Annotated in this window: 17 protein-coding genes; 2 read left to right on the top strand and 15 right to left on the bottom strand. The window is 37.7% G+C overall.

From position 1 onward, the window contains the following. The 13 genes from deoC to gpr all read right to left on the bottom strand — a co-directional run. A partial coding sequence (gene deoC, locus KFD70_RS26335; RefSeq protein WP_431613473.1) for a deoxyribose-phosphate aldolase occupies positions 1-502 on the bottom strand: 502 nt, incomplete at its 3' end. A gap of 143 nt (positions 503-645) precedes the next feature. After that, a complete protein-coding gene (mtaB, locus tag KFD70_RS26330; RefSeq protein ID WP_336450138.1) occupies positions 646-1,998 on the bottom strand; it encodes a tRNA (N(6)-L-threonylcarbamoyladenosine(37)-C(2))-methylthiotransferase MtaB in 1,353 nt (450 codons plus the stop codon). Between the two features lie 6 nt (positions 1,999-2,004). Continuing rightward, positions 2,005-2,754, bottom strand: a complete 750-nt coding sequence (locus KFD70_RS26325; RefSeq protein ID WP_336450139.1) for a 16S rRNA (uracil(1498)-N(3))-methyltransferase — start codon at positions 2,752-2,754, stop codon at positions 2,005-2,007. Between the two features lie 145 nt (positions 2,755-2,899). Further along, positions 2,900-3,838, bottom strand: coding sequence for a 50S ribosomal protein L11 methyltransferase (gene prmA, locus KFD70_RS26320; RefSeq protein WP_431613472.1), 939 nt, complete (start codon positions 3,836-3,838; stop codon positions 2,900-2,902). A gap of 28 nt (positions 3,839-3,866) precedes the next feature. Further along, the gene (gene dnaJ, locus KFD70_RS26315) at positions 3,867-4,979 is read right to left on the bottom strand and encodes a molecular chaperone DnaJ (RefSeq protein ID WP_336450141.1); all 1,113 of its coding nucleotides are present in this window, start codon (positions 4,977-4,979) and stop codon (positions 3,867-3,869) included. A gap of 219 nt (positions 4,980-5,198) precedes the next feature. Further along, positions 5,199-7,034, bottom strand: a complete 1,836-nt coding sequence (gene dnaK, locus KFD70_RS26310) for a chaperone protein DnaK (protein ID WP_336450142.1) — start codon at positions 7,032-7,034, stop codon at positions 5,199-5,201. Between the two features lie 26 nt (positions 7,035-7,060). Then, positions 7,061-7,630 (bottom strand): nucleotide exchange factor GrpE, encoded by a 570-nt coding sequence (gene grpE / locus KFD70_RS26305; RefSeq protein WP_336450143.1) that lies wholly within the window; start codon positions 7,628-7,630, stop codon positions 7,061-7,063. Positions 7,631-7,740: 110 nt separating this feature from the next. Further along, a complete protein-coding gene (hrcA, locus tag KFD70_RS26300) occupies positions 7,741-8,772 on the bottom strand; it encodes a heat-inducible transcriptional repressor HrcA (RefSeq protein ID WP_336450144.1) in 1,032 nt (343 codons plus the stop codon). Between the two features lie 133 nt (positions 8,773-8,905). After that, positions 8,906-10,045 (bottom strand): radical SAM family heme chaperone HemW, encoded by a 1,140-nt coding sequence (gene hemW / locus KFD70_RS26295; RefSeq protein ID WP_336450145.1) that lies wholly within the window; start codon positions 10,043-10,045, stop codon positions 8,906-8,908. A gap of 51 nt (positions 10,046-10,096) precedes the next feature. Continuing rightward, the gene (locus KFD70_RS26290; protein ID WP_336450146.1) at positions 10,097-10,471 is read right to left on the bottom strand and encodes a winged helix-turn-helix transcriptional regulator; all 375 of its coding nucleotides are present in this window, start codon (positions 10,469-10,471) and stop codon (positions 10,097-10,099) included. Between the two features lie 138 nt (positions 10,472-10,609). Further along, entirely contained in the window at positions 10,610-12,433 is a 1,824-nt protein-coding gene (lepA, locus tag KFD70_RS26285) for an elongation factor 4 (protein WP_336450147.1), read from the bottom strand. Positions 12,434-12,635: 202 nt separating this feature from the next. Further along, the gene (locus KFD70_RS26280; protein WP_420792320.1) at positions 12,636-12,986 is read right to left on the bottom strand and encodes a DUF3679 domain-containing protein; all 351 of its coding nucleotides are present in this window, start codon (positions 12,984-12,986) and stop codon (positions 12,636-12,638) included. Between the two features lie 19 nt (positions 12,987-13,005). Beyond that, positions 13,006-14,109, bottom strand: a complete 1,104-nt coding sequence (gpr, locus tag KFD70_RS26275; RefSeq protein WP_336450148.1) for a GPR endopeptidase — start codon at positions 14,107-14,109, stop codon at positions 13,006-13,008. 181 nt (positions 14,110-14,290) lie between these two features. Here gpr and rpsT point away from each other — a divergent pair, with 181 nt between their 5' ends. Further along, positions 14,291-14,548, top strand: a complete 258-nt coding sequence (gene rpsT, locus KFD70_RS26270; RefSeq protein WP_001274011.1) for a 30S ribosomal protein S20 — start codon at positions 14,291-14,293, stop codon at positions 14,546-14,548. 109 nt (positions 14,549-14,657) lie between these two features. Here rpsT and holA read toward each other — a convergent pair whose 3' ends face one another. After that, positions 14,658-15,671 (bottom strand): DNA polymerase III subunit delta, encoded by a 1,014-nt coding sequence (gene holA, locus KFD70_RS26265; protein ID WP_336450149.1) that lies wholly within the window; start codon positions 15,669-15,671, stop codon positions 14,658-14,660. Between the two features lie 360 nt (positions 15,672-16,031). On the opposite strand from holA, the gene KFD70_RS26260 reads away from it, so the two are divergent. Continuing rightward, positions 16,032-16,166, top strand: a complete 135-nt coding sequence (locus tag KFD70_RS26260) for a YqzM family protein (RefSeq protein ID WP_001001652.1) — start codon at positions 16,032-16,034, stop codon at positions 16,164-16,166. 31 nt (positions 16,167-16,197) lie between these two features. On the opposite strand, the gene KFD70_RS26255 is transcribed toward KFD70_RS26260, so the two are convergent. Then, a partial coding sequence (locus KFD70_RS26255) for a DNA internalization-related competence protein ComEC/Rec2 (protein WP_431613471.1) occupies positions 16,198-18,289 on the bottom strand: 2,092 nt, incomplete at its 5' end.

Raw genomic sequence — 18,289 nt, 5'->3', positions numbered from 1 at the left:
CTACATCTTCTACTGTTGCTCCGCCCGTTGAGAATCCAGTTGATGTTTTTACGAAATCTACGCCTGCTTTTACAGACAATTCACAAGCTCGAACTTTTTCTTCTTCTGTTAATAGACATGTTTCAATAATAATTTTCACAAGCGCTTTTCCTTTGGCAGCTTCTACAACTGCACGAACGTCGCGCTCTACTAATTCATCATTTTTATCTTTTAGTGCACCAATGTTAATTACCATATCAACTTCTGTTGCACCTTTTGCAATTGCATCTGTTGTTTCAAATGCTTTTGTTTCTGGTGTATTTGCCCCAAGTGGGAATCCGATTACTGTACAAACTTTTACATCTGTACCCTTTAATAATTCAGCTGCCGTTTCAACCCAAGTAGGGTTTACACATACAGATGCAAAGTCGTGTTTTTTTGCTTCTTCACATAATGTAACAATTGCTTCTTTTTTTGTATCCGGTTTTAATAATGTGTGATCAATTAATTTTGCATAGTTCATTTTTCATATGCCCCTTTCTTCACTACACGGTTGTCTGACAACCATAACGGTTAGCATTATAGCATGAAATATTACAACTTCATATCTTAACTTATCCTCCAAATAAAAAAGCATGCAAACCTTTTCGTTTGCATGCTTTCATATTACGCACTTGCTGATTCTTTTTTTACATCCTCTTCAAGAACACGAACAAATTGCGCTTCGTTATATGGGTAGCCAGCTTTTGTAATTTTCACTTTGACTAGTTTACCAATTAATTCTTCAGATCCTTCAAACACAACTTTTAAGTAGTTATCTGTATAACCTACATATAGCCCTTCACGATCTCCGTCTTTGAAAGGCTCTTCTGGAATAATTTCAAGAACTTCCCCTTCAAATTGGGAAGCATACTCTTTCGCTAACTGGTTCGATAATTCAATTAAACGATGAACACGATCATTTTTCACATCTTCAGGAATTTGGTCATCCATACGAGCTGCAGGTGTACCTGTTCGTTTTGAATAAGGGAAAACATGTAGTTCAGAGAAACGATTTTCTTTAATGAAATTATACGTTTCCATAAACTCCTCTTCCGTCTCACCAGGGAAACCAACAATTACATCTGATGTAATCGCAAGACCTGGCAGTGCCTCTTTCAAACGATCTAAGCGCTCTTGGAAAAATTCCATCGTATATTTACGGCGCATACGTTTTAATACAGTGTTAGATCCTGATTGCAGCGGAATGTGCAAGTGGCGCACAACTACTTCAGATTTATCTAATACTTCAATTACTTCATCTGAAATTTGGCTTGCTTCAATAGAAGAAATACGAAGACGTTTCAAACCATTTACATCAGCTTCCATGTCGCGAAGTAATCCAGCTAAGTTATAATCCTTCATATCTTCACCGTATCCACCTGTATGAATACCAGTTAAGACGATTTCTTTATAACCTGCATCCACTAATTGCTGCGCTTGTTTAATAACTTCTTTCCCGTCACGAGAACGCATCAAACCACGTGCCCAAGGAATAATACAGAACGTACAGAAGTTATTGCAGCCTTCTTGTATTTTTAAAGATGCACGTGTACGGTCGGTGAAATAAGGTACATCTAATTCTTCATATACACGTGTTTTCATAATATTGCGGACAGCATTAATCGGCTGACGCTCTTTACGATATTCTTCGATATATCCTAGCATTTTTTCACGATCTTGTGTACCCACAACGATATCCACGCCTGGAATTGCCATAATTTCTGCTGGAGATGTTTGTGCGTAACATCCCGTTACACAGATAACAGCATCTGGATTTTGACGTACAGCACGCCTGATAACTTGACGGCTTTTTTTATCTCCAGTATTTGTGACTGTACATGTATTGATTACATACACATCAGCTTTCTTTTCATATTCAGTTCTATCATAACCACCTTGCTTAAACAATTGCCAAATCGCTTCTGTTTCGTAGTGGTTTACTTTACAACCTAACGTATGGAACGCAACAGTTGCCATTGATCATCACCCCATCAATTCAAAATGATAAGAAGCGGCACTTAACGCGTAAAGCGGGGCCGTTTCTGTTCGTAAAATCCTCGGTCCTAAACTACATGGTACAAATTTATGTTCACGAAGCGCAGAAATTTCTTCCTCAGATAAGCCACCTTCTGGGCCAAATACAATCAACAGTTTTTGACCACGTTCAAGTGCCGTTAAAGCTTTCGCAAAATTAGCTTTTTCACCTTGCTTTGCTTCCTCTTCGTATGCCACAAGACAAACATCATAATCACTGCTCATCGCAAGCAATTGCTTAAATGATGCGGGAACATGTACATCTGGAATTTCACTTCTATGCGATTGTTCCGCTGCTTCTTTCACAATTTTTTTCAAACGCTCAACTTTTTTATCTGCTTTTTTCGCATCCCATTTTACGATAGATCGAGATGCTTGAAATGGTAAAAATGCGGCTGCTCCAAGCTCAGTTCCTTTTTGAAAAATTAACTCTAGCTTGTCTCCTTTTGGCAGTCCACTTGCAATCGTTACGAACACTGGCAGCTCGCTCGATGCCTCTATCCATTCTACAATAGCACTATCCACAAATTCACTGGTAATTTCAGCAATTGTACACATCGCTGTTTTACCGTTTACACAGCAATAAATGTGATCACCAGCTGACATACGCATCACTCTTGCGATATGATGCACATCATCACCTATAATACGAATACTTGCATCATTTACATACTTCTCTTCTACAAAATAACGTTGCATCTCATCACCTTAGCAAAGTTTCGTTCCTTTCGTAAGTCCGCACTTACGAAAAGAACGAAACGTTATCATTTTAATATAACAAACGGCAAGTCCCTCACCTTTATAGCGAGAGACTTCTCCATTCATTATAATCATAAATTATATATTACGCATTTCGTGCAATGATTGCTACCCAATCTTCCATTCTTAACACTTCTTCAATTGTAAATCCAGCTTTTTCTAGAGCTTCAGAAATCGTTTTTTCTTTTGCTGCAATAATACCAGATGTAATAAATAGCCCGCCCTGTTTTACAACTCTCGCTGCATCTTCAGGGAATAGTAGAATAATTTCCGCAAGTAAATTCGCTACAATTAAATCTACTGGACCTTCAATACCCTCTAATAAACTATTTTGCCCTACAGATACGACATCGTCCGTTTTATTTAAACGAACATTCATCTCTGCACTTTCAACTGCAACTGGATCTAGGTCATATGCCTGAACAGATGCCGCACCTAATTTTGCGGCAGCAATACTTAATACACCAGACCCTGTTCCAACATCAATGACTGTATTTCCTGGCTCAACTGTTTTTTCTAACGCACGAATACACATCGTTGTTGTTGGATGCGTCCCTGTACCAAATGCCATACCTGGATCTAATTCAATAATTTTTTCATCTGGAGAAGAAGGTGTATATTCTTCCCATGTCGGCACAATTGTGAATGTATCAGAAATTTGAACTGGATGATAATATTTTTTCCAAGCAGTAGCCCAGTCTTCCTCATCGACTTCATTAATCGTAATATTTCCTGTACCAATTTCGATGTCGAAAGATGGGAGTACATCAATAGATGATTTTACACTTGCAACTGTTTCATGTAAAGAATCCGTTTGTGGAAAATATGCTTTTATTAACACACCATCCTCAGGGTATTCAGATGGATTGAGCGCATAAATTTCACCATACTGTTGCTCACGCTCTTTTGTTAACTCTGCCGGATCTTCAATCGCTACGCCACTAGCACCTGCTTCGTGTAAAATATGAGAGACAGCTTCTACCGCTTCCTCTGTTGTATGAATACTAATTTCTGACCATTTCACAATTTACCAACTCCATTTTTTATTTCCATTATTCCCCTTTGAAAGCTCGTTTAAGCTTTCCGAATAAGCTATCATCTTGATCTTCTTGCCCTGCAAATTCACGCAGTAATTCTTTTTGATGTGATGTTAATTTCGTCGGTACAACAACACGAACCACTACGTATTGATCACCTTGACCATATCCGCGTACATTTGGAGCTCCTTTTCCTTTTAAACGGAATTCCGTCCCAGTTTGTGTCCCTGCTGGAATTTTTAATTTCACTTTCCCATGAACAGTTGGAACTTCCACTTCAGCACCAAGTGCTACTTGCGCGAATGTTAATGGCATTTCACAAATAATATGATCTCCATCACGCTCGAAGAATTCATGATTTCTTACATGAACAACGACATATAAATCTCCAGACGGGCCACCGTTCACACCCGCTTCACCTTTACCAGACACACGGATTTGTTGGCCATTATCAATACCTGCTGGAATTTTAACGTTAATTTTTTTACGTTTACGTACTTTTCCAGAGCCATGACATGTTGTACATTTCTCTTTAATCATTTGGCCTGTTCCTGAACAATGTTTACATGCTTGACGATTTACAATGCGACCAAACGGCGTATTTTGTTCTATGCTCACTTGACCTGTTCCTGAACAATGCTTACATGTTTCTTTTGAAGTTCCTGGTTTTGCTCCGCTGCCATGACATGTATCACAAGGGTCTTCCACTGGAATTTCAACATTTAATTCTTTACCAAAAATTGCTTCTTCAAAATCTAAAGTAACTTGATATTGCAAGTCAGCACCTTGGCGTGGTGCATTTGGATCACGACGTCGACCGCCACCTCCACCAAAGAATGAACTGAAGATGTCTTCAAATCCGAAGCCTCCACCAAAGTCTCCTCCGCCAAAACCTCCGAAACCTTGATTTGGATCAGCATGACCAAATTGATCGTACTGCGCACGTTTTTGATCATCACTCAACACTTCATATGCTTCTTGTACTTCTTTAAACTTTTCAATTGCATTTTCTTCTTTACTTACGTCTGGATGATATTTTTTCGCCAAACGACGGTATGCTTTTTTAATTTCATCTTTTGAAGCGCCCTTGCTAAGGCCAAGCACCTCATAATAATCTCTTTTATTCATAAATTTGTAACCCCCGAATCTTTCACATAAACGTAATTTTAACACCGAAAGAAAGTGCTTTGCAACAAAGTTTCCTCACTTACAGTATGCAAAAAGCAAAACGTAAGACCCTCAGATGAAAAACTTAGTTCCTAAGAAACCATTTTCTTATGTGTGAAAAAAGCCAAAGCCAAGGCACGCTTGACTTTGACTTTTTGTCATCTTACTTATTTTACTTTATTACTTGTCTTCTTTTACCTCTTCAAACTCAGCATCAACTACATTGTCATTTTTTGCACCAGCGTTACCTTGTGCACCTTCTGCTTGCTGAGCGCCAGCAGCTGCTTGAGCTTGCTCATATAATTTTACAGTTAGTTGTTGTACGATTTCTTGAAGCGCATCTTTTTTCGCACGGATTTCATCAAGATCATTTTTCTCGATTGCCGCTTGTAATGCTTCTTTCGCTTCTGTTGCTTTCGCTACTTCAGCTGCATCTACTTTGCCTTCTAAATCTTTTACAACTTTATCTGTTTGGAATACAAGTTGATCAGCTTCATTACGAAGTTCAACTTCTTCTTTACGTTTTTGGTCAGCATCCGCATTTGCTTCTGCTTCTTTTACCATACGATCTACTTCTTCATCAGAAAGACCTGAAGATGATTGAATTGTAATTGCTTGTTCTTTGCTTGTTCCTAAGTCTTTCGCACGTACGTTAACAATACCGTTCGCATCAATATCGAATGTTACTTCGATTTGTGGAATACCACGTGGTGCTGGTGGAATATCCGTTAATTGGAAACGACCTAATGTTTTGTTGTCAGCTGACATTGGACGCTCACCCTGTAGTACATGAATGTCTACTGCAGGTTGATTATCAGCAGCTGTTGAGAATACTTGTGATTTACTTGTTGGAATCGTAGTGTTACGCTCGATTAATTTTGTGAATACGCCACCCATAGTTTCAATACCTAAAGAAAGTGGTGTTACATCTAATAATAGTACGCCTTCTACATCACCAGTAAGTACGCCGCCCTGAACTGCAGCACCTAATGCTACAACTTCATCAGGGTTTACACCTTTATATGGTTCTTTACCAGTTTCGCGTTTAATCGCTTCTTGTACAGCTGGAATACGAGTAGAACCACCAACAAGAATAACTTTATCTAACTCACTTGGAGATAGACCAGCGTCTTTTAATGCACGACGAGTTGGTTCTAATGTTCTTTCTACTAAGTTAGCTGAAAGCTCTTCGAATTTCGCTCTTGTTAAAGTTAATTCTAAATGTAATGGACCAGCAGCTCCAGCACTAATGAATGGTAATGAAATTTGTGTTTGCGTTACACCTGAAAGATCTTTTTTCGCTTTTTCAGCTGCATCTTTCAAACGTTGAAGTGCCATTTTGTCTTGGCTTAAGTCAATGTTGTTTTCTTTTTTGAATTCAGCTACTAAATGATCAATGATAACTTGGTCAAAGTCGTCACCACCAAGACGGTTGTCGCCAGCAGTTGAAATAACTTCAAATGTTCCGTCTGCTAACTCAAGGATAGATACATCAAATGTACCGCCACCTAAGTCATATACTAGAATTTTTTGCTCTTCGTCTTGCTTTTCTAAACCGTAAGCAAGCGCAGCTGCTGTTGGTTCGTTAATAATACGCTCAACTTCTAAACCAGCGATACGGCCAGCATCTTTTGTTGCTTGGCGTTCTGCATCGTTGAAGTATGCTGGCACTGTAATAACAGCTTTCGTTACTGTTTCACCTAAGTATGCTTCAGCAGAAGCTTTTAAGTTTTGTAAAATGATTGCAGAAATTTCTTGAGGTGTGTAGTTTTTACCTTCAACTTCTACTTTGTAGTCTGTACCCATATGACGTTTAACAGACATGATTGTATTTGGGTTTGTAATTGCTTGACGCTTCGCTACTTCCCCAACTTGACGTTCTTCATTTTTGAAAGCTACAACAGAAGGTGTTGTACGGTTTCCTTCTGGATTTGGAATAACCTTTGGTTCTCCACCTTCCATAACAGCTACACAAGAGTTTGTTGTACCTAAGTCAATACCGATAATTTTACTCATGGCGAAACCTCCTACATTTATGTAAATTATTGATTTACTTTTACCATTGATGGGCGAATCACACGATCTTTTAGTTTATAACCTTTTTGGAATTCTTCCACAATCGCGTTTGATTCAAATTCGCTGTCTTCTACTTGCATAACAGCTTGATGTTCATGCGGGTCAAACTGTTTACCAACAGCCTCAATCGCTTCAACACCTTCTTTAGTCAGCGCTTCTAGCAATTGACGATATACCATTTCCATCCCTTGTAATAAGGATTTCATTTGCTCATCACTTGCTTCCACTTGCATCGCTCTTTCAAAGTTATCAAGAGCTGGCAAAATATCTGACACAAGACTTTGTGATCTATATTTTTCAGCCGCTTGCTTATCCAATTGAACGCGGCGCTTATAGTTTTCAAAATCAGCTTGTAGACGTAGCTTTTGCCCTTCCGTTTCCGTCAGCTTCGCTTGCAATTCGTCTACTTTTTCTTGTAAAAGAGCCGCTTCACTTTTTTCTTCTACTGCAGTTTCTTCATTATTTTCTGCTGTAATAGTTTCTTCAGTTTGCGTTTCTTTCGTTTCTTCAACTACTTTTTCGTTACGCTCTTCCACAACTTTCACCTCCTTAAAAGGAACCAGGGCTCATGCTAAGCATGAGCATCCACGCATAGTTTTTATGTTACACACCAGCAATGATTCTGTTCATCACTCGAGTGAATTTATTATTTTGGTTTATACAATCCATGCAAACCATCTGTAAATTGTCTTGTAAACAATTGTAACAGACTGATCACACGAGAATATTGCATTCTCGTCGGACCTAAGATTGCAATTGTTCCAAGCTGCTCTTCTCCAATAGAATAGGTTGCAGAAATTAAACTACAATCTTCCATAGCTGTCGAAGAATTTTCACGACCGATTTTCACTTGAATGCCGACTTTTTTATTACGTAAAATATCGTAAAATGCGGCTTCATTATCGATCATTGTCAGCAAGGAGCGTACCTTTTGGATATCATGAAACTCCGGTTGCGAAAGCATATTCGCCTTCCCGCCAAAGTATATCTTTTCCGATAAAGGCACTTGAAATGTACCATCTAGTATTTTTATTGCACTATCATAATTATGGACGTAGCCGCGTAGAACTGTCACAATCTCTTTAAGAATTTTATTGTGTAATTCTGCCATCGGTACACCCGATAACTTTTCATTTAAAACATTAACCATCTTTTCTAAATCTGATAAATCAACAGATTCCGGAACGGTAATCGTTTTACTTTGTACATGCCCTGTATCCGTTACGATAATCGCGACTGCTGTTTGATGATCAAGCGGAACAATTTGTACATTTTTTAGCTTATTTGTACTCACTTTCGGCCCAAGAACTATCGCCGTATAATTTGTGAGTTCTGATAAAATTTGAGCTGATTGCTGGGCAACCTTTTCTGCCTCAAAAATTCTTTCAGCAAATAAATCCTTAATCTGTACAATCTCCTCATTGGGTAAATTCTGTGGTGCTAAAAGATGATCTACGTAAAATCGATATCCTTTTTCTGAAGGAACACGACCGGAGGAACTGTGCGTTTTTTCAATAAATCCTAGTTCCTCTAAATCAGCCATTTCATTTCGAATGGTCGCTGAACTAAACGTAATTTCGTCTTTCTTAGCTAACGTTCTTGACCCAACAGGCTGTGCTGATCCAATAAAGTCATCAATAATCGTTTGTAAAATTAAGAGCTGACGTTCCGTAAGCATCTCATCATCACCTCTGTTAGCACTCTTTATCTTCGAGTGCTAAATCTATTAATAACTTACCAAAATTGACATTCAATTGTCAACGGAAACGTCACGAAATAGTAAAACTTTTTCATGTACGCGAAACATCTAGTTAATCAACTAAAAACGATTGAAACACTTCATTCCCTAATAACTTCCCTTGCCTTGTTAAACAAACATGACCATCTTTTTCCTCCAGTAATCCATGCTCTTTATTATGCAGCAACTGCCCTGCAAAGACTTCATCCATCTCCGTGCCAAATTTCTTTTGGAATTCTAACTTAGAAACTCCTTTTGTTTTTCGAAGCCCTAAAAATAACTCCTCTTCCATTCTTTCTTTTTTTGTTACCTCATGGACATCTAAATAAGGGAATCCTGTCTCATCGATTTTAGAAAAATACTGCTTAAGCGGGCCAACATTTTGAATTCGCTCACCATTTACATAACTATGAGCCCCAGCTCCAAAACCATAATATGTTTCATTATTCCAGTATGTGAGATTATGTCTACTTTCATAGCCTTCTTTTGAAAAATTACTAATTTCATACTGGTGGTAACCATGCTTTTTCATCTCATCCATTACCATTTCATACATCTTCGCCTCATGGTCTTCACCAGGAAGCCTTAATTTCCCTTTGTTCATTAGATTGTAAAAGACAGTTTTCGGTTCAACAATTAAAGAATACGCAGAAAAGTGCTGTACACCGAGTGTGAATGCGATATTTAACGTTTCTTTCACATCTTCTATCGTTTGTCCTGGTAATGCGTAAATTAAATCGACATTAATATTCGTAAAACCAACTTCCTGTGCCTCACGAATTGCTACAAACGCATCTTCTCTCGTATGCTTACGTCCAATTTTCTCTAGCAATTCATCGCGAAACGTTTGCACACCAAAGCTAATTCGGTTCACACCGCCCTCTAATAGCAAGTTCAACTTTTCTTTCGGCAAATCTCCAGGGTTCGCTTCAAACGTTAATTCACAGTTTGGAGCGAACGGACGCAAACGACGATTAATAATATCAAGCAGTTTTTTTGTCTGCTCCATATTTAACGCCGTTGGTGTCCCACCCCCGACAAAAATCGTTTTCATATTTTCAAATGGTACCTTTTGAACCGTATTTATTATCTCTTTCTCTAGATACTCCAAATATCGATCAACTGGCTGACGCTCAATAAAAACTTTATTAAAATCACAATAGTGACAAATATGCTGACAAAACGGAATATGAATATATGCAGCTTGCATCAAACTTCACTCCTACCTTTCTAAAAAGAAAACCTCCGCATTTCGGAGGCTCCTTTACTTCTCTAACCCTTTACGAATTTGCTTCATTCGCATTTTCCCCCAATCATACATCATTTCGACGATCGGTAAAAGCGTCATGCCTAAATCAGTCATAAAATATTCTACGCGTGGAGGCACTTCTGGATATACTGTCCTACCAATAATTCCATCTTCCATTAATTCTTTTAGTTGATTTGACAAAACTTTATGAGAAATGTTTGGAAATAGTCGTTGCAACTCACTAAAGCGATGCGGCCCTTCTACACCTAAATGCCATAAAATAACAACTTTCCATTTTCCACTAATAATAGAAAGAGTTAATTCCTTTTCACAATTAAAATTACCTTTTTGTATCTTTTCTTGAATATCTTTTCGAATATTTTCAGACATCATTCGTCTCCTAACTCTATATCAATCTCCACTTTTTTGTACGAAAAAGTATCCTAACTATTGTAAAGGAGAGACGTAAAGATGTCTAAAAAAGTATGCTGATACAAAAAAGAAGCCGCATAAACGGCTCCTTTTTCATTAATTATCGTCCATTTTCAATACAGCCATGAACGCTTCTTGTGGTACCTCTACAGAACCAACAGATTTCATACGCTTCTTACCTTCTTTTTGTTTTTCAAGAAGTTTACGTTTACGAGAAATGTCACCACCGTAACATTTTGCAAGTACGTTTTTACGCATCGCTTTAATTGTAGAACGCGCTACAACTTTGTTCCCAATTGTCGCTTGAATCGGTACTTCAAACTGTTGTCTTGGAATTAATTCTTTTAATTTTTCTACAATTACTTTACCACGGTCATACGCTGAATCACGGTGTACGATAAATGATAAAGCATCAACTTGTTCAGAATTTAAAAGAATATCCATCTTCACAAGTTTAGACGGCTTATAACCGATTAACTCATAATCAAAGGATGCATAGCCTTTCGTATTTGATTTCAATTGATCAAAGAAGTCATATACGATTTCAGAAAGCGGGATTTCATATGTTAACGTAACACGTGTCTCATCTAAATATTGCATATCGATAAACGCACCGCGTTTCCCTTGGCAAATTTCCATTACAGCCCCAACATAATCATTTGGAACCATAATTGCCGCTTTTACAAACGGCTCTTCTACACGATCAATAGACTGCGGATCCGGCATGTTAGATGGGTTATCTACAACAACTTCTTCCCCGTTTGTTAAATATACTTTATAAATTACACTTGGTGCTGTTGTAATTAAATCAATTTTAAATTCACGTTCAATACGTTCTTGAATGATTTCCATATGAAGTAATCCTAAGAATCCACAACGGAAGCCAAATCCTAACGCTTGAGATGTTTCTGGTTCAAACTCAAGAGCAGAATCATTCAATTCAAGTTTTTCTAATGCATCACGTAAATCGTTATAACGCGCGGAATCAATTGGGTATAAACCACAGAACACCATTGGATTTAATTTACGATAACCTGGTAATGGTTCTGTTGCTGGACGTTTCGCATGTGTGATTGTATCACCGACACGTGTGTCTCCCACATTTTTAATAGATGCTGCTAAGAATCCTACATCGCCTACTGTCAATTCTTTACGCTGTGTTGTTTTCGGTGTGAATACACCTACTTCTGTTACTTCGAACTCTTTACCAGTTGCCATCATACGTACTTTATCGCCAACTTTTACCGTACCGTTTACAACACGGATATATGCGATTACACCACGGTACGGGTCATATAAAGAGTCAAAAATCATACATTGAAGTGGCTCTTCCGGGTCACCTTCTGGAGCTGGTACTTTTTCAACGATTTGTTCTAAAATGTCTTCGATACCAATGCCAGCTTTTGCAGAAGCAAGTACAGCTTCTGATGCATCTAAACCGATTACATCTTCTACTTCTTGACGAACACGCTCCGGATCAGCACTTGGCAAGTCAATTTTATTAATAACCGGTAAAATCTCTAAATTATTATCAAGTGCTAAATATACGTTCGCTAACGTCTGCGCTTCAATACCTTGCGCTGCATCGACAACAAGAATTGCACCTTCACAAGCCGCTAAACTACGAGACACTTCGTACGTAAAATCGACGTGTCCTGGTGTGTCAATTAAGTGAAGAATATATTCTTCACCATCTTTTGCTTTATACGTTAATTGAACTGCATTTAATTTAATTGTAATACCACGCTCTCGCTCTAAATCCATAGAGTCAAGTAATTGAGCTTTCATTTCGCGCTGTGTTAACGCATTTGTTTTCTCCAAAATACGGTCTGCCAACGTTGACTTTCCGTGATCAATATGAGCAATGATGGAGAAGTTACGAATTTTGGACTGTCTTTTTGCTCTTTCTTCTTTATTCATCTATGTTCTCAACTCCTAATAGTCTCGCCAATATACACTAGCACTGATTATATCAATAGAGCAGCAAAGATTCAATGAAAACTCGTGCTGCTTATAGGACAAATCTTCCTCTCTTTATCTTATGCGAGCAGAGCAAACGAGACAAACCTTTTTATAACAAAAAAATGGCTGCCTTACAAAATGATAAGACAACCTCTTTTTATTATCCCAATTGATGAAAAATATCTTTTATTTTCCCAATTACTATATCTGTACTAAACTTAGCGAGACCTCGAGTAAATTCCGCGATCCCCATTCCCAGTCCTTCTACAGCATTAAAACTTCTGAGACTTTCTAACTGCTTTTGTTTTTCACATGCCGAAAATGTGCCTCCTAAAATTTCCGGATCAACATTCCCACTCCCAGTTCCTGTCATCTGGGCAATTTGTTCATACGTTGGCTGCCGATAACCTTTCATGCTTTTTAAGCCATGATTAGCGATTCCAATTCCGATTAGCAGCAAAAAAAGAAACAGAACAACACAGCTCATACACTGAAGCATAAATCGACTCAAATCAGGCCGTCCCTTCTCATCAATGTGTATAGGCACCTGTATTATCTTGATCAATTTGATGATGAAGCGCTGCATTTAAACCACTTGCTATCACATTTGCCATGTCTTCAATAAATGCATCTACTTCTTTCGGTGTCACCATTAAATTATGTCCAAGAGGAGCTAACACTTCATATATTAATTTTCGCTTTTCTTCATCTTCCAATGTACCTACTGCCCCTAAAAACATATTACGGCTTTTTTCATCTGGCATATCTTCCTCTGTTAATTTCTTCTTTTCTCCAAATGTAAAGCCAGCTGGTAATAAAGAGCGAGACGGTTTATCACCTTCTCTCATTTCACGACCAAAATGTTTTAAAATAAAATCAATCGTATCACTCGTAATGGAAACAGCATCTACAACCGTCGGAACACCAATCGCAATCACAGGAATTCCGAGCGTCTCTTTACTTAGTTCTTTTCGTTTATTTCCTACACCTGATCCAGGATGAATTCCCGTATCTGAAATCTGTATCGTACTATTTACTCGTTCAATAGACCTAGCAGCAAGTGCATCAATTGCAATCACAAAGTCCGGTTTTGTCTTTTCAATGATGCCATAAATGACATCGCTCGTTTCAATCCCTGTAATTCCCATGACACCTGGACGGATCGCACTAACAGGACGATACCCATCTTCTACACTTTCAGGCTGTAATTTAAAAAGGTGGCGTGTCACAAGCACATTTTCTACAACGATTGGACCAAGCGCATCTGGTGTTACATTCCAATTCCCTAACCCAACGATTAAACAGCTCGCCTCTTTAGATATCCCAATTTCTTCTAATAAATACGAAAATTCTTTTGCAAAAATACGCTCTACCTTTTGCTGTAATTCCGTATCTTGCTGACGAATCCCTTGCACTTCAAGCGTTAAATAATTCCCTGGTTTTTTACCCATTGCTTCAGAAGCGCTCTCATCGATGATCACTTTCGTAATCGTAATCCCTTCTTCTTCACGTTCTTTTACAATAACACCTTGGACTCCCGTTTGTTCTTGCTGACGTTCTTGCAACATTTGATGAGCTTCTACTGCAAGGTCTGTTCTCACACTATATTTACTTAAATCTAATGGTTCTTTCATCCTATCTCCTCCGTAATTCATAGTAAATATAGTTAGATTCCCCAAAATTATTTAAGGCCATTCTTTCCTTTACATGAAATTTCATTGATCTCGCTATTGCAATTCTCTTCTCTGTTTGATAGAATATCACTTGTTCTATGTAAGTATCGAGTCACTCGATCGCACCAGGGAGGTGAAAAGTATGGCAAACATCAAATCTGCTATCAAACGCGCTAAACTTAGCGAAGAGCGTCGTGCACATAACGCTTCTATCAAGTCTGACATGCGTTCAGCTGTTAAAACTGTAGAAGCTTTAGTTACTAATAACGATCTTGAAAATGCTAAAGAAGCTTTCAAAACTGCTTCTAAAAAACTTGACAAAGCAGCTCGTAAAGGTCTTATCCACCAAAACGCTGCAGCTCGTCAAAAATCTCGCTTAGCGAAACAAGTAAACGCGTAAGGCGTTTAAAAAACGATCCATTTGGATCGTTTTTTATATACAAAAAAGTTCACGCAACAAATGGCATGAACTTTTTTGTATTTTATTCAGCTAGAGCTTCCGCTTTTATTTATCCAATATGATTTAAACGCATTAAGAAAAACTCTAAGACAAGTTTCTTATCCATTTTCCCCGTTTTCATACTATAGTCAGCTTCAGCTAACTCTAAAATAACTTTTTTCAATTCTTCAAACGAGAAAAATTTCGTTTGATTCATCGCCAATTTTACCCGGTATGGATGAACACCAATATGCGAAGCAATTTGATTCTGCACATACCCACGTTGCTGCAGTTCTTTTACTTGGTTGAGCAAACGAAATTGACTCACTAATAACGCCAACAATTTAATTGGTTCCTCTTGCTGCGTAAATAGCCCATCTAAAATTTTCATAGCTCCAGCAATATCCTTTTTTACTACCTTTTCTGTTAACGCAAACACATTTTGTTCAACTGATTTTGGCACAAGTTCTGCCACAAGCTCTGTTGTAACTTCTCCACCCACGCCAACATAAAGGGTCAACTTATCCATTTCCTTGGCTAACATCGTCACATTGCTTCCTACAAGCTCTAACAGCAAGCTAACCGCTGTTTCTTCAATATGTACATGTACTTCATCCGCACGAGCCACAATCCATTTACGAACGTCCTGTACTTGCATCGCATTAGCTTCTACTACATCTGCTGTTTTCTTTAATAATTTTGTGATTTTTTTTCGCTCATCTAATTTTTCATAAGAAGCTACAAATACAACAATTGAAAATGGAGAAGGCTCTGCAATATACTCCTCTAAAATCTTTATATTTTGTTCTAATTTTTCTTTTTGTGATGTCAAGAACAGTGGCGATTTAATTAATAAGATTTTACGTTCTCCAAAGAATGGAAGCGTTCGTGCATCTTCTATTACATCTTCCAAATACGCTTCTTCTAAGTCATACGTTACAACATTAAACTCACGATCTTCCTCAGCTAACGCTTCCGTTGTTATAAGCTTTATTGTTTCATTTATAAAATAAGCTTCCGTTCCATATATTAAATAAAATGGTGCAAACTGTTTCTTTTTAATCTTCTTATGTATCTCACTCATACTTTTTCCTACTCCCTAACTTGGCAATATATCTCTATACTAATGTGCTATCTTTTGTTTTACAAGTACAAAGGAACAGGCTTAAATAACCCGTCCCTTTATCTATATAAAACGCCACGCAATAAGTCCCGGGATTCTTATTGGTGTGCGGTAACCACCTTACCGATATTATTCACTACTACTGGATAAGTATAATTGTTAACTGTTAACATGCTTGGAAATCAAATTTCTACCTTCTACTTGCATAAGATTTAACACCTGTTTCTACAAATATATCCTCTATTTATCTTCATATGGAAATTGTAGATTTTTTTCTGACAATATCTTATACTAAAATGGAATGTTGGGGAGGGATTCTAAATGAATGAATTTGAGCAAAACGTTCAAAGTAAACGCAATGACGCTATTGATTCAGGGGTAGGTTTTATCGTCTCATTTGGTTTTTTCGCAACACTTTTCATTATTGCAACAATTATTAAATTTATTGGTTCTTAAAGGCTGCTGCTTGCGGCCTTCCTTTTTCACTTCACCTTTTCTGTGCTTCATCATATGTCAGTTTACTTCGAAACGTTCCCCTTTCGCCTTCAAAAACATAGAAAACTCCTCCTTGTTTATCCGTTCGCCATATTTCAATATCAAGCTCTAACAAACGCTCTAGCACTTGTTGGTGCGGATGCCCATATCGATTACGCTCTCCAGCTGAAATAATGGCCTTTTGGGGCTGAATAAGGTGTAAGAAGGCAGCTGAAGACGATGTCTTACTACCATGATGCCCAACCTTTAAAATATCTGCTCGTAACTCTGGATATTGCTTTATGATTCGCTGTTCGCCTTTTTCTTCTAAATCTCCAGTAAACAGCCAGGTAAATCCACCTAACTTTGCCCATAATACAATAGATGAATCGTTATCCCTATTCTCCTCTCCCTTTGGTGATAGCACTGTAAATAATGCTTCATCTACTTGCCATCTATCCCCTTCTTCCACGATGTTTACCCTTATATTTTTTTGTTTTGCAATTTGTCTCAATTCTTTTTCGAGCACAGTATCTTCTCGTTTCTTTCCAAATACAATTTCCTCTACAACAATGGTAGATAACAATTCTTTAGCCGCTCCCATATGATCTGCATCACCATGCGTCACAATTAACTTATCAATTTTCCGAATACCTTCTTTTTGTAAAAACGGAATGAGAATATCGTGCCCGACAGAAAACTCATGTTTTTTCTTCTGCCATACTTCCTTTTTTACAGAGATTGTCCCCCCTGTATCAATGAGATAAATTCCCTTGTCATACGGAAGACGAATCAAGATTGCATCCCCTTGTCCAACATCAATAAAAGTCACACTTCCGCTGGCACGGAAATAAGGTGAAATATAATGACTAATACATATAAAGAGGAAAAATCCAGCAGCTATGGACAAAATACATTTTTTGATCGTTTTTTCCCACACAACAAATATACCTATAATACTAAAACTATATAAAACAACAAGGAATACAGGTGTTTGTCCAAAAGTAAGGCGAAGAAATGGGAGGTTTTCACAATACTGAAGAATCTCATTAGAAAACATTAAACATACTGATAATCCATGCGCCAATCCTATCGATACTAAAGGAACAAATAACATAAAAAGAAAAATAGCGATGCTACATGGTAGCACAATAAAAGATAGAAACGGGACATATATAAGATTGAGGAAGATGCTATATGGAGAAAAATAACCGAAGTGATATAACAAAATAGGAATACTAGCAAGTTGTGAAATAACAGAAAGATAGATTGTATTTTGAATGAGACCATTGTCACGATGCAAAAGACGATTTGCCGATAACAAAAGCGCAAAACTACCAACAAAAGAAAATTGAAATCCTATATCGAAGACCATATAAGGATCATATACCAGCATCAATATAGCCGTCATACTAAGCACATCTACACTTGAAATACGAATAGAATGCATGAGTGCTAGCAATACCATAACACCTGTTACAGAAGCCCTTATGACAGATGGAGACGCTCCTGCTAAAAACATATAAAGTGGAATACAAACAACAAGACATATTGTCGTCATTTCCCTTGTTATTCCGATTCGAAGTAAAATAAAATAGCCAATTGCCATTAATAATACAATATGGGATCCAGAAATCGCTAATAGGTGGATAAGGCCCAATTGTTGGTATCGTTCTTCTACTTCAAATGCCATTAGTTGCCGATCACCAAACAACAATGCATTCATAAATGCCCCAGATTGTCCGGGAAACATTTCTACGACTTTCGACACCGCATTTTGGCGCAATAAAAAGACCCACTGTATAAACGTTAAAGAATTTTGCGTACAATTTGAAATCTCTTTCGCTTCAAATAAAAAATGAATCTTTTGCTTATGTAAATAGTCACGATAGTCAAAACCATGAAAATTCCGTGCTTCTGATGGCACTTTCATTTCTCCTTGAAATCCACAGGTCATACCAGCATGTAATTTCCGCAACTGTTCTTTTTGCTCAGCTGATTGAATTTTGTACATTAATTGCAATGTATCTTGATTAGAGACTTTTATTTGAAAAGAGAGTCGATCACCATTTATAAGAGGTGTAGTTTGAATCACACCTTCTGTC

The sequence above is a fragment of the Bacillus pfraonensis genome (assembly GCF_050768835.1).
Classification (GTDB): Bacteria; Bacillota; Bacilli; order Bacillales; family Bacillaceae_G; genus Bacillus_A; species Bacillus_A pfraonensis.
Note: the sequence above shows the minus strand (reverse complement) of the source record. Positions and strands in the feature narration are given on the sequence as shown.

Excerpts from the sequence above, each read along its gene's own strand:
- rpsT (WP_001274011.1), top strand. The coding sequence starts at position 14,291 with ATGGCAAACATCAAATCTGCTATCAAACGCGCTAAACTTAGCGAAGAG.
- hrcA (WP_336450144.1), bottom strand. The coding sequence starts at position 8,772 with ATGCTTACGGAACGTCAGCTCTTAATTTTACAAACGATTATTGATGAC.
- dnaK (WP_336450142.1), bottom strand. The coding sequence starts at position 7,034 with ATGAGTAAAATTATCGGTATTGACTTAGGTACAACAAACTCTTGTGTA.
- KFD70_RS26260 (WP_001001652.1), top strand. The coding sequence starts at position 16,032 with ATGAATGAATTTGAGCAAAACGTTCAAAGTAAACGCAATGACGCTATT.
- KFD70_RS26325 (WP_336450139.1), bottom strand. The coding sequence starts at position 2,754 with ATGCAACGTTATTTTGTAGAAGAGAAGTATGTAAATGATGCAAGTATT.
- mtaB (WP_336450138.1), bottom strand. The coding sequence starts at position 1,998 with ATGGCAACTGTTGCGTTCCATACGTTAGGTTGTAAAGTAAACCACTAC.
- KFD70_RS26290 (WP_336450146.1), bottom strand. The coding sequence starts at position 10,471 with ATGTCTGAAAATATTCGAAAAGATATTCAAGAAAAGATACAAAAAGGT.
- dnaJ (WP_336450141.1), bottom strand. The coding sequence starts at position 4,979 with ATGAATAAAAGAGATTATTATGAGGTGCTTGGCCTTAGCAAGGGCGCT.
- holA (WP_336450149.1), bottom strand. The coding sequence starts at position 15,671 with ATGAGTGAGATACATAAGAAGATTAAAAAGAAACAGTTTGCACCATTT.
- lepA (WP_336450147.1), bottom strand. The coding sequence starts at position 12,433 with ATGAATAAAGAAGAAAGAGCAAAAAGACAGTCCAAAATTCGTAACTTC.
- gpr (WP_336450148.1), bottom strand. The coding sequence starts at position 14,109 with ATGAAAGAACCATTAGATTTAAGTAAATATAGTGTGAGAACAGACCTT.